Here is a 12622-nt window from a genome sequence, read left to right on the forward strand (position 1 = left end):
CGAGACCTGGACCGATCATCACGCTCCGAGAAGCGATCAGCGGACCTCTTTCTAGAGGCCGGCACCTTAGAGCAAAAAATGCGGCCTTGTCATCCTTGCGTCGCAATAGAACGATGGTGCGATGCAATAGAATTAGGCTGCGTTCCGTGGCCGAAGCCTGAAGTTCAGGCAGAGGCGGGCGGGGGCGGTGCGCAAGGGCTTGTGTTTTTCTGACCGATCCGGTTTCACTCCGCCATCCTTGCCGCGCGCCGCCGGCAGACGAATCGTGAGTTTCCGCTGATGCGCCTTTCCCGCTACTTCCTTCCCATCCTCCGCGAAGTCCCGAAGGAAGCGGAAATCGTTTCGCACCGCCTCATGCTGCGCGCCGGCATGATCCGTCAGGAGAGCGCCGGCATCTATGCCTGGCTGCCGCTGGGCAAGCGCGTTCTGGACAAGATCTGCAACGTCATCCGCGAGGAGCAGAACCGTTCGGGCGCCATCGAGATCATGATGCCGACCATCCAGTCGGCCGACCTCTGGCGCGAGAGCGGGCGTTACGACGACTACGGCAAGGAGATGCTGCGCATCAAGGACCGGCACGAGCGCGACATGCTCTACGGGCCGACCAATGAGGAGATGCTCACCGAGATCGTCCGCGCCTATGTGAAGTCCTACAAGGACCTGCCGCTGAACCTCTACCATATCCAGTGGAAGTTCCGCGACGAGGTGCGCCCGCGCTTCGGCGTCATGCGCTCGCGCGAGTTCCTGATGAAGGACGCTTATTCGATCGACCTCGATTTCGAGAACGCGGTCATCGCCTACAACCGCATGTTCGTCGCCTATCTGCGCACCTTTGCGCGCCTTGGCCTCAAGGCGATCCCGATGGTCGCCGACACCGGCCCCATCGGCGGCAACCACAGCCACGAATTCATCATCCTCGCCTCCACCGGCGAGAGCCAGGTGTTCTGCCATTCCGACTATCTCGAAATGGACACGCCCGGCAGCGATGTCGACTTCCAGGACCCGTCGTCTCTGCAAACCATCGTGAACCGCTGGACCAGCCTTTATGCGGCCACGGAAGAGAAGCATGACGAGGCGGCGTTCGCGGCGATTCCGGACGGTCAGCGTCTGTCCGCGCGCGGCATCGAGGTCGGTCACATCTTCTATTTCGGCACCAAATATTCCGAGCCCATGAACGCCACCGTCGCCGGCCCGGACGGCGTGGAGCGGCCCGTCCACATGGGCTCCTACGGCATCGGCCCCTCGCGTCTCGCCGCGGCCATCATCGAGGCCTCGCACGACGAGAACGGCATCATCTGGCCGGAGGCCATCGCGCCGTTCCGCGTTGGTCTGCTGAACCTCAAGGTGGGCGATGCGGCGACCGACGCGGCCTGCGACGCGATCTATGCCGAGCTGGTCTCGCGCAATATCGACGTGCTCTACGACGACACGGACGAGCGTCCCGGCTCGAAGTTCGCCACGGCCGACCTCATCGGCCTGCCCTGGCAGATCATCGTCGGGCCGAAGGGCCTGGCGAACGGCATGGTGGAACTGAAGCGTCGGGCGGATGGCTCGCGCGAAACGCTGCCGATCACGGCAGCGCTGGCGCGGATCATCGGCTGAACGCAGGCAGCGATCTCGACAGGCGGGGCGCACGGCGGAGCAGGCATGGCGGCACGGAGCGAAGCGCGTCGGGTGAAGGAAGCACAGGCGCGCCCCGACGAGGAGCCGACCGGCTCGCGGCCGTTCAGCGCGTTCGAATGGATGCTGTCGCTGCGCTATCTCAGGGCGCGGCGCAAGGAAGGCTTCATCTCGGTCATCGCCGGGTTCTCCTTCCTCGGCATCATGCTGGGCGTCGCTACGCTCATCATCGTCATGGCGGTGATGAACGGCTTCCGCACCGAACTCCTGTCGAAGATCCTCGGCCTCAACGGCCACATGCTGGTGCAGCCGATCGACGGGCCGCTGACGGATTACGACGCGGTCGCCAAGCGCATCGCCGGCGTGCCGGGCGTCAAGTTCGCGGTGCCGCTGGTCGAGGGGCAGGCTCTGGCCTCCTCCGCCTACGGGGCCGGCGGCGTGCTGGTGCGCGGTCTCTCGGAGGCGAACCTGCGCGCGCTCCCCGCCATCGGAGCGAACATCCGCACCGGCACGCTGGAAGGCTTCGACAGTGGCACGGGGATCGCCATCGGCAAGCGCCTTGCCGACCAGCTCTCGCTGCAGGCGGGTGACAACCTCACCCTCGTCGCGCCGCGCGGGGCGGTGACACCGATGGGCACGACGCCGCGCATCAAGGTTTACAAGATCGCGGCGGTGTTCGAGATCGGCATGTCGGAATACGACAGCGCCTTCGTCTTCATGCCGCTGGCGGAGAGTCAGGCCTATTTCAACAAGGATGGCGACGTCACCGCCATCGAGGTCTACATCGACAAGCCGGACGACGTGGAACGCTACCGCTCCGCCGTGCAGGCGGCAGCCGAGCGGCCGATCTACATCGTCGACTGGCGCCAGCGGAACGCCACCTTCTTCAACGCGCTGCAGGTCGAGCGGAACGTGATGTTCCTCATCCTGACGCTGATCGTGGTGGTCGCGGCCTTCAATATCGTCTCCGGCCTCAACATGCTGGTGAAGGATAAGGGGCGCGATATCGGCATCCTGCGCACCATGGGTGCGACGCGCGGGGCGATCATGCGGGTCTTCCTCGTCACCGGCGCCGCCATCGGCGTCGTTGGCACCATCGCCGGCTTCCTGCTCGGGCTGGTGGTGTGCCTGAACGTGGAGGAAATCCGCCAGTTCATTTCCTGGCTCACCGCAACCGAGCTCTTCTCGCCCGAGCTCTATTATCTCAGCCGCCTGCCCGCCGAGATGAACGCCGGCGAGACCGCGACCGTCGTGCTGACCGCGCTCGTCCTGTCCTTCCTCGCTCCGCTCTACCCCTCGTGGCGCGCCGCGCGCCTCGATCCGGTGGAAGCGCTACGCTACGAATAGGGGACCGGTCGTGTCCGCATCGCCGCAGACCGTACTCCGGCTGGAACAGATCGAACGCCGCTACATGCAGGGCGAAGGTACGCTCGACATTCTGCGCGGCGCCGATTTCACCGTTATGGAAGGCCAGTCGGTGGCACTCGTGGCGCCGTCCGGCACGGGCAAGTCCACGCTCCTCCACGTCGCCGGTCTGCTGGAGCATCAGGATGCCGGGGAGGTCTATATCGGCGGCAAGGCGACGGCAGGCCTGCCGGATGCCGAGCGTACCCGTATCCGACGGGTCGACGTCGGCTTCGTCTACCAGTTCCATCACCTCCTGCCGGAATTCTCTGCGCAGGAAAACGTGATGCTGCCCCAGATGATCCGGGGTCTGTCGAAGCGCGAGGCGGCGGTGCGCGCGAAGGAACTGCTCGGCTATCTCGGCCTCGGCAAGAGGCTCGATCACCGGCCGGGCGAACTGTCGGGCGGCGAGCAGCAGCGTGTCGCCATTGCGCGTGCCGTGGCCAATGCCCCGCGCGTGCTATTGGCGGACGAGCCGACGGGAAATCTCGATCCGCACACGGCCGACCATGTCTTTCATGCCCTGTCCCAGCTTGTCGAGGCGACCGGCCTCGCGGCGGTGATCGCGACCCACAATCTCGAGCTCGCGGGGCGCATGCACCGTCGCGTGACGCTGCAGGACGGGCAAGTCGTGGAATTGCCATAGACCTTGCCGTCGTCGCTCCTGTTCGGCGGTAATCTCATGCTATTCTCACCCGCAGCGCCGTAGCGCTCCGGAGTGTCGCCATGCTGGACCGTCTTCTCCAGTACGATCACATGACATTGCTGGCGGGCGCCGTCGCGGGTGCGGTTGCCCTCATCATCCTGCTGCGCTGGGTCGGCCAGCGCGTCGTCGTGCCGAAAACGCGTCTGGCGCTCGTGGGCGACGGCTCCTTCGACTACGACATTGCCGGAACGGACGGCCATCAGCCCGTCCTCGCCCGCATCGCCGGCCGGACGCCATCGTCTCTGGGTGAGGAATGCATCGCCGAACTCCTGACGGCTGTCACCAAAGCTGGCGAGGTCGAGGCGATCGTCGTCCATGTCGAAGGCGCCCGCGTGGGAGAGATCCCGGCACGCGACCTTCTTCATTTTCACGCGGCGGCGAAAGGGCGGCCGGCGCGTTGCGAGGCGGTGGTGCTGCGCGGCCATGCAGAAGATCTGCGGGTCCGGCTCGATGTCGCGTGGCCTCCGCGGCTGAGCTAGCCGGACTGTCCGTTTTCCTTTCTGCTCGCGGGAATCGGCGTGCCGCCGGGCACCGCCGTTTGCCATTTGTCAACCATAGACTGGAACGAAAGAGGAACATGGCTTGATTGTGGGGGTTGCGGGAGTCATGTTCTCTGTATGTTCCATGGAGGTCGACATGATCCGCATCCTCGTTCAGGAAGTTGCCGCGCTCACATCCATCGGGCTGTTCGTTGCCATGATCGGCATCTGGGCAGGGGTCATCACCGGCGTCTGAGGACAGCGGGGAGGACAGCCCCGCATGGGTGGACGCGGCGCCGTCGCATGCTCACCATCTAGACGGCGAGTCGCGGGAGGAAAGAAATGGCTGAGGCTGATGTCGGGTTCGTTCATCTGCATGTCCATTCCGCCTTCTCGCTGCTCGAAGGGGCGCTGACCATCGGCAAGCTGGCCGAGCTCGCCAAGAAGGATCGGCAGCCTGCCATCGCGCTCACCGACACGGGCAATCTGTTCGGTGCGCTGGAATTCTCCGAGAAGATGGCCGGAAGCGGCATCCAGCCGATACTCGGCTGCTCGCTCGCGGTGGACGTGCCCGGCCCCGCGCCACGTGGCCCAGCAGGGCAGGAGCGCCCGCGCATCGCTCTGCTCGCCGCCAGTGAGCAGGGGTGGAAGAATCTGATGGAGCTCGTCTCGCGCTCCTATCTCGACACCGCCTCGGACGGCGCTCCCCACATCAAGCTCGATTGGCTGCAGGGCTTTTCCGACGGCCTGATCGTTCTTACCGGCGGTCCCGCGGGTCCCGTGGACCGTGCGCTCGCCGCGGGTAGTGCGGATCTTGCCGAGCAGAGGCTGGTCGCGCTTTCCGAGCTGTTCGGCGACCGGCTCTATGTCGAAGTCCAGCGCCATGGCGTTGCCGACGAGCGCAAGGTCGAGCCGGCACTGATCGAACTCGCCTACCGGCTCGAGCTGCCGCTCGTGGCGACCAATGAGCCGTTCTTCGCGGCGCAGGAAGACTACGAGGCCCATGACGCGCTGATCTGCATCGCGGAGGGGCGGCTGGTGGCCGAACCCGACCGCCGCCAGCTCACCCCTGAGCACCGGTTCCGCACCAGGGCCGAGATGACGGCGCTGTTCGCAGACCTGCCCGAGGCGCTCGCCAACACCGTCGAGATCGCGCGGCGTTGCGCCTACCGTCCGCGCACGGTCAAGCCGATCCTGCCGCGCTTCACCATGGAGCGCGACGAGGCGGAGGAACTGCGGGTACAGGCGGAGGAGGGGCTCCGGCGGCGACTGGCGATCCACGGCCCGGCGCATGGGCTGGCGGAAAAGGACTACGAGGATCGCCTCGCCTTCGAGCTCGGCATCATCGAGAAGATGAAGTTTCCCGGCTACTTCCTTATCGTGTCGGACTTCATCAAATGGGCGAAGGCACAGGGCATTCCGGTGGGGCCGGGCCGTGGATCGGGTGCCGGCTCGCTGGTCGCCTATTCGCTCACCATCACCGATCTGGATCCGCTGCGCTTCGGCCTGCTGTTCGAGCGCTTCCTGAATCCCGAGCGCGTGTCCATGCCGGACTTCGATATCGACTTCTGCCAGGAGCGTCGCGACGAGGTTATTCGGTATGTGCAACAGCGCTACGGTCGCGATCAGGTAGCGCAGATCATCACCTTCGGTACGTTGCAGGCGCGCGGCGTGCTGCGCGACGTCGGCCGCGTGCTGGAGATGCCCTACGGGCAGGTCGACAAACTCTGCAAGCTGGTGCCGCAGAATCCGGCCAACCCGGTGACGCTGAAGCAGGCGATCGGCGACGAGCCGCGCTTGCAGGCGGAAAGTGAAGCAAACCCCGTCGTGAAGCGGGCTTTCGACATTGCTACCAAGCTCGAAGGCCTGAACCGCCACGCCTCGACCCATGCGGCGGGCATCGTGATCGGCGACCGGCCGCTGGCCAAGCTCGTGCCGCTCTACCGCGATCCGCGCTCCGACATGCCGGTCACGCAGTACAACATGAAATGGGTCGAGCAGGCCGGTCTGGTGAAGTTCGACTTCCTCGGCCTGAAGACTCTCACCGTGTTGCAAACGGCGGTGCGTCTGGTTGCACAGCGTGGCATCCAGCTCGACCTGTCGACTATCCCACTGGGCGACGAGAAGACCTACGCCATGCTGACGCGGGGCGAGACGGTCGGCGTGTTCCAGGTGGAAAGCGCGGGCATGCGCCGCGCCCTCGTCGACATGAAACCGGACCGGCTGGAGGACATCATCGCGCTCGTCGCGCTCTACCGTCCGGGCCCGATGGCCAACATTCCGGTGTATTGCGCGGTGAAGAACGGCCAGGAGAAGGCGGCCTATGCCCATCCCGCGCTGGAAGCGAGCCTGAAGGAAACTTACGGCGTCATCATCTACCAGGAACAGGTGATGCAGATCGCGCAGACGCTGTCCGGCTATTCGCTGGGCGAGGCGGATCTGCTGCGGCGCGCCATGGGCAAGAAGATCCGCGCCGAGATGGACAAGCAGCGTGAGCGCTTCGTCACCGGCGCGGTGGAGCGCGGCGTGCCCAAGGCCAAGGCGTCGGAAATCTTCGACCTGCTCGCCAAGTTCGCCGACTACGGCTTCAACAAGAGCCATGCCGCCGCCTATGCGCTGGTCTCGTACCAGACCGCCTATATGAAGGCGAACTACGCCACGGAATTCCTTGCCGCGTCGATGACGCTCGACATGGGCAACACCGACAAGCTGGCGGAATTCCGCCAGGAATCGCAGCGGCTCGGCATCGAGGTGGTGCCGCCCTCGGTCAACCACTCCGGCCGGGAGTTCGCGGTGAAGGACGGGCGCATCCTCTACGCGCTCGCCGCCATCAAGGGCGTGGGCGTGCATGCGGTGGACGCCATCGTCGAGGCGCGGGGCGACCGGCCCTTCGCCAGCCTTTCGGACTTCGCCTCGCGCATCAACGCCAAAGCGCTGAACAAGCGCACCATGGAGAGCCTCGTCAACGCCGGGGCCTTCGATGCGCTGGAGCCGAACCGCGCCCGCGCGACGGCGGCGATCGAACCGATTCTCGCCCATGCCGCTTCGGTGGGGGCGGAGGTGGCTTCCGGTCAATGGAACATGTTCGGCGGGCCCGCGCAGGCGACGGAGCTGCCGATACCCAACACCGCGCCGTGGCTGCCGGCCGAGAAGCTGCAGCGCGAATATGATTCCATCGGCTTCTTCCTCACCGGCCACCCGCTCGACGACTACGGCAAGGCGCTGGAGCGGCTGCGCGTGCAGCGCTGGACCGATTTCACCCGCTCGGTGCGTGCCGGCTCCATCGCCGGGCGCCTCGCCGCGACCGTGGTGAGCCGGCAGGAGAGGCGCACCAAGACCGGCAACAAGATGGGCATCGTCGGCCTGTCCGATCCTTCCGGGCAGTTCGAGGCGGTGCTGTTCTCCGAGACGCTGGCGCAGTTCCGCGAGCTTCTGGAGCCCGGCAAGGCGCTGCTTCTGCAGGTCTCGGCGGAGCTGCAGGGCGAGGATGTGCGCGCCCGCATCCAGACGGCCGAACCGCTCGACCAGGCGGCCTCGAAGATGCAGAAGAGCATGCGTATCTTCTTGCGCTCGCCCGATCCGCTGGAAAGCGTCGCCTCGCGCCTCGGCTCTCTCGCCAGCGGACGCGGGGACGGGGAGGTGGCGCTGGTACTGCTGCTCGGCGAACAGGGCGCAACGGAGGTGGAAGTGAAGCTTCCCGGCCGCTACAGCCTGTCGCCCCAGATCGCCGGGGCCCTCAAGGCGGTTCCCGGCGTGGTCGCCGTCGAGGCGCATTGAGCGGATGAAGGGGTAGGTCCGGCGCGTTGCCCGGCGGTAGAGCCACACGGCGCTTGCGTGTCGGGGTGTGGTCCCTTATAAGCCGCGCCATTCCGCACGCGGACTCGCGGCCGGGCTCCCATTGTCGTGACTTGTGACGGTGGGTGCCTATCGGTCGCTCCGGTGCCGTAGCCGAATCCCTCGGCACGGCCATGTCCGCGGAGGCTCAACCGGACGAGAGACGACAATGGCGCTTCCTGAATTCTCCATGCGCCAGCTCCTGGAAGCTGGCGTGCACTTCGGGCATCAGTCCCACCGCTGGAACCCGAAGATGGCTCCCTTCATCTTCGGCACCCGCAACAACATCCACATCATCGACCTGGCCCAGACCGTGCCGGCGCTGCATCGCGCGCTGCAGGCGGTGTCCGACACCGTGGCCCGCGGCGGCCGCGTGCTGTTCGTCGGCACCAAGCGTCAGGCGGCGGATGCCGTGGCCGATGCGGCCAAGCGTTCGGCCCAGTACTACGTCAACTCCCGCTGGCTCGGCGGCATGCTGACGAACTGGAAGACCATTTCCCATTCGATCGCCCGCCTGAAGAAGCTGGAAGAGCTTCTGAATGCCGGCGAGGGCGTCGGCTACACCAAGAAGGAGCGCCTGACGCTCCAGCGCGAGAAGGAGAAGCTCGATCGCGCCCTTGGCGGTATCCGCGACATGGGCGGTATCCCGGACCTGCTGTTCGTGATCGACACCAACAAGGAAGACCTGGCCGTCGCCGAAGCGCGTCGCCTCGGCATTCCGGTCGCGGCGATCCTCGACACCAACTGCGATCCGGACGGCATTGCTTTCCCGGTGCCGGGCAATGACGACGCCGGCCGCGCGATCAACCTCTATTGCGACCTGATCGCCCGTGCCGCCATCGACGGCATCGGCCGCGCCCAGGGCGATCTCGGCATCGACATCGGCGCCGCCGATGCGCCGCTCGTCGAGGATCTGCCGGCCGAGACCGTCTGGTCGGGCTTCGAGCCGCTCTCCGGCCCGCGCGGCATTGCCGACGACCTGAAGAAGCTGACCGGCGTGTCGCCGGCGATCGAGAAGAAGCTGACCGATCTCGGCATCTTCCACTATTCGCAGATCGCTGGCCTGAATGCCGACGACGCTCACCGTCTCGGTGAGGAAGTCGGTCTTCCGGGCCGTGTCGACGGCTGGATCGCGCAGGCCAAGGAGCTGACCGCCGAGGTCGAGTGACCACGGCGCCGGTTTCGCAACGGCGTCACATGCGGGCGCCAAACGTTTGGGCGTCAGCCTTTGCATTGCACGGCCGGCCCGGAATTCCTCCGGCCGGCCGTGTCGTCGATTGATACAGAGATCGTTGAGGAACGGAACATGGCCAACATCACCGCGGGCATGGTGAAGGAGCTGCGCGACAAGACCGGCGCCGGCATGATGGACTGCAAGGCCGCGCTGAACGAGGTCGAGGGTGACATCGAGGCCGCCATCGACTGGCTGCGCAAGAAGGGCCTTGCCAAGGCCGCCAAGAAGGCCGGCCGCGTCGCGGCCGAGGGTCTGATCGGCGCCGCCGTCGACGGCGGCAAGGGCGTCGTCGTCGAGGTGAACTCCGAGACCGACTTCGTGGCCCGCAACGAGCAGTTCCAGCAGCTGGTGCGCGGCATTGCCACCGTCGCGCTGACCGCTGGCGCCGATATCGAGGCGATCAAGGCCTCGACCTTCCCGGGCGGCGGCAAGGTCGAGGAGGTCCTCTCCTCCGCGGTTGCCACCATCGGCGAGCACATGACGCTGCGCCGCGCTGCCGCGCTCGAAGTCTCGCCGGGCGTCGTCGGCTCCTATGTCCACGGCTCGGTGGGCGAGGGCCTCGGCAAGATCGGCGTGCTGGTCGCGCTCGAATCCGCCGGCAAGCCGGATGAGCTGGCCGCCCTCGGTCGCCAGATCGCCATGCACGTCGCCGCCGCCAACCCGCAGGCGCTCGACGCCGCCGGCATCGACCCTGAGGTCGTCGCCCGCGAGCGTGGCGTGCTGTTTGAGAAGGCCAAGGCCTCCGGCAAGCCGGACAACGTGGTCGAGAAGATCGTCGAAAGCGGCCTGAAGACCTTCTACAAGGAAGTCACGCTGCTTGAGCAGCCCTTCATCCACGAGCCGTCCAAGACGGTCGCCCAGGCGGTGAAGGAGAGCGAGGGCAAGGTCGGCGCGCCGATCAAGCTCGTTGCTTTCGTGCGCTTTGGCCTCGGTGAGGGCGTCGAGAAGCAGGAGAGCGACTTCGCCGCCGAAGTCGCCGCCGCGGCCGGCGTTTGAGACCTATCTTGCGTTGATAACGTCACGCCGGGCCGCCCAAGGGCTGTCCGGCGTGTTTTACTGTGCGCGCCGCTCGCGAGTCGCGCCAAGCCAGAGGTGCCTCATGTCGACCCCGCCAGACCGCAATGAACTCGCTTATGGGCGTGTCCTGGTGAAGGTTTCCGGCGAGGCGTTGATGGGGAGCGAGGCATTCGGCCTGCACTGGCCGACCATCGAGGGCATCGCGCAGGATCTCGTCGAGGCCCATTCCACGGGCGCCGAGATCGCCGTGGTGGTGGGTGGCGGCAATATCCTGCGCGGCGCCAGCGTGGCGGGGCAGGGGCTCGATCGCGCCACCGCCGACCATATGGGCATGCTGGCCACCGTGATGAACGCGCTGGCACTGGAGAAGGCCGTCGAGCAGGCCGGCAGCCCGGCGCGCACGCTTTCCGCCATTCCCATGCCGACCATCTGCGAGCCCTATGCCCGCCAGACGGCTTCGCGCCACCTGTCGCGCGGGCGCATCGTGCTGCTGGCGGGCGGTACCGGAAATCCGTATTTCACGACTGATACCGGCGCCGTCTTGCGCGCCGCCGAGCTGGAATGCGACGCGGTGATGAAGGCGACCAATGTCGATGGCGTCTACACCGCCGATCCCAAGCGCGATCCCTCCGCGCGCCGCTACGACCGGCTTACCCACGACGAGGCGCTGGCAAAGGATCTGAAGGTGATGGACGCCGCAGCCTTCGCCCTCGCGCGCGAGGCGAAGCTGCCGATCATCGTCTTTTCCATCCGCGAGCCCGGTGCGATCGCGGCGGCCATTCGCGGCCAGGGGCGGGCGACGACGGTGGCGCCGTAGCGCCCCCTCGAGATGCCGGGTGCCGCGTACCGCTTGCCACGCGCGCCGTTAGGTTGGATATAGCCGCCAACCGGGAGCGGTCGGTCGCGTGCCGGACAGATAAGAGAAGAGGTTCGACATGAGCAGTGATCCGATCGACATCGCCGATCTGAAGCGGCGCATGCAGGGCGCCATCGGGGTCCTGAAGCAGGAACTGTCGGGCCTGCGCACCGGCCGTGCGTCGGCCAGCCTTCTGGAGCCGATCCAGGTCGACGCCTATGGCAGCCACATGCCGCTCAACCAGGTCGCCTCGGTGAACGTACCCGAGCCGCGCCTGCTGTCGGTGCAGGTCTGGGATCGCGGCATGGTCGCGGCGGTCGAGAAGGCGATCCGTGAATCCAATCTCGGCCTCAACCCGCAGACCGAAGGCCAGGTGCTGCGCGTGCGCATTCCCGAGCTCACGCAGGAGCGCCGCCAGGAACTGGTCAAGGTTGCCCACAAATACGCCGAGGCGGCCCGCGTCTCGGTGCGCCATGTGCGCCGCGACGGCCTCGATTCGCTGAAGAAGGCGGAGAAGGACGGCGAGATGAGCTCGGACGATCTCGATCGTCTGGCCGATCAGGTGCAGAAGGCGACGGATCAGTCCATCACCGAGGTCGATCAGGTCCTGGCCGCCAAGGAAAAGGAAATCCTGGCGGTCTGACGTTCAGGTCCCGAGACGGGGGCCAGGTCCCGAAGGGGGGCTCCGTGAACCTTGCGAGGCTCGGCGTGCCGTCAGGGGCCGCCATCGAGACGGATACGCGGCAGGCGGCGACGGTCGGCGTGCCGCGTCACGTCGCGATCATCATGGACGGCAATGGCCGCTGGGCGAAGAGTCATGGCCTGCCCCGCTTCGAAGGTCATCGCCGGGGCGCCGAGGCGGTGCGGCGCAGCGTCACCGCTGCGCACGAGCTCGGAATCGAGGCGCTGACGCTCTACAGCTTCTCCAGTGAGAACTGGTCGCGTCCCGAGACGGAGATCGGCGAGCTGATGGGGCTGCTCAAGCGCTTCATCCGCTCCGACCTCCGGGACCTTCACGCCAAGAATGTGCGCCTGCGGATCATCGGGGAGGGGCACCCGACCGATTCCGAGGTGCAGGCGCTGCTCGACGAGGCGCAGGAACTGACCCACAGCAACACCGGGGTCAAGCTGACGGTCGCCTTCAACTACGGCTCGCGGAACGAGATCGCGCGTGCCGCGCAACAGCTGGCCCGACAGGTCGCCGACGGCGTGCTGCGCCCGGAGGACATTACTCCGGAGCGTTTCTCCGATGCGCTCGACACCGCCGGCCTGCCGCCGCTCGATCTGGTGATCCGCACCAGCGGTGAGCAGCGGCTGTCGAATTTCCTGCTTTGGCAGGCCGCTTATGCCGAGCTGGTGTTCCTGCCCGTGTTCTGGCCGGATTTCGACCGGGACTGGATGGAGCGGGCGCTGGTCGAATATGGGCGGCGCGAGCGCCGCTTCGGCGGCGTCGAGGCGAGCGGAAGCTGAGC

The 12622-nt window shown here is 66.5% G+C and carries 10 protein-coding genes; all 10 read left to right on the forward strand.

Annotated elements, in window-relative coordinates; genetic code table 11:
* The first annotated feature begins 279 nt into the window (after positions 1 to 279).
* The 10 genes from proS to FO470_RS13260 all read left to right on the forward strand — a co-directional run bounded on the left by proS (position 280) and on the right by FO470_RS13260 (position 12620).
* Complete coding sequence (gene proS, locus FO470_RS13215) at positions 280 to 1602, forward strand: proline--tRNA ligase (protein ID WP_144343442.1); 1323 nt, start codon at positions 280 to 282, stop codon at positions 1600 to 1602.
* Positions 1603 to 1743: 141 nt separating this feature from the next.
* A complete protein-coding gene (locus FO470_RS13220) occupies positions 1744 to 2967 on the forward strand; it encodes a lipoprotein-releasing ABC transporter permease subunit (RefSeq protein WP_144343706.1) in 1224 nt (407 codons plus the stop codon).
* A gap of 64 nt (positions 2968 to 3031) precedes the next feature.
* Positions 3032 to 3670: an ABC transporter ATP-binding protein gene (locus FO470_RS13225; protein WP_244616883.1), complete on the forward strand. Its 639-nt coding sequence runs from the start codon at positions 3032 to 3034 to the stop codon at positions 3668 to 3670.
* 80 nt (positions 3671 to 3750) lie between these two features.
* Complete coding sequence (locus FO470_RS13230; RefSeq protein ID WP_144343444.1) at positions 3751 to 4209, forward strand: hypothetical protein; 459 nt, start codon at positions 3751 to 3753, stop codon at positions 4207 to 4209.
* A gap of 342 nt (positions 4210 to 4551) precedes the next feature.
* Positions 4552 to 7986, forward strand: a complete 3435-nt coding sequence (gene dnaE, locus FO470_RS13235; RefSeq protein ID WP_144343445.1) for a DNA polymerase III subunit alpha — start codon at positions 4552 to 4554, stop codon at positions 7984 to 7986.
* A 226-nt stretch (positions 7987 to 8212) separates the two neighbouring features.
* A complete protein-coding gene (locus FO470_RS13240; RefSeq protein ID WP_144343446.1) occupies positions 8213 to 9211 on the forward strand; it encodes a 30S ribosomal protein S2 in 999 nt (332 codons plus the stop codon).
* Between the two features lie 138 nt (positions 9212 to 9349).
* The gene (gene tsf / locus FO470_RS13245; protein WP_144343447.1) at positions 9350 to 10273 is read left to right on the forward strand and encodes a translation elongation factor Ts; all 924 of its coding nucleotides are present in this window, start codon (positions 9350 to 9352) and stop codon (positions 10271 to 10273) included.
* Positions 10274 to 10376: 103 nt separating this feature from the next.
* Positions 10377 to 11111 carry a UMP kinase gene (gene pyrH, locus FO470_RS13250; RefSeq protein ID WP_144343448.1) on the forward strand — a complete coding sequence of 245 codons (735 nt, stop codon included), beginning with the start codon at positions 10377 to 10379 and terminating at the stop codon, positions 11109 to 11111.
* 118 nt (positions 11112 to 11229) lie between these two features.
* On the forward strand, positions 11230 to 11793 hold the full coding sequence (gene frr / locus FO470_RS13255; RefSeq protein WP_144343449.1) for a ribosome recycling factor: 564 nt from the start codon (positions 11230 to 11232) through the stop codon (positions 11791 to 11793).
* 143 nt (positions 11794 to 11936) lie between these two features.
* Positions 11937 to 12620 (forward strand): isoprenyl transferase, encoded by a 684-nt coding sequence (locus FO470_RS13260; RefSeq protein ID WP_246659597.1) that lies wholly within the window; start codon positions 11937 to 11939, stop codon positions 12618 to 12620.
* Positions 12621 to 12622 lie beyond the last annotated feature (2 nt).

The organism is Ancylobacter moscoviensis (assembly GCF_007559435.1).
Lineage (GTDB): Bacteria > Pseudomonadota > Alphaproteobacteria > Rhizobiales > Xanthobacteraceae > Ancylobacter > Ancylobacter moscoviensis.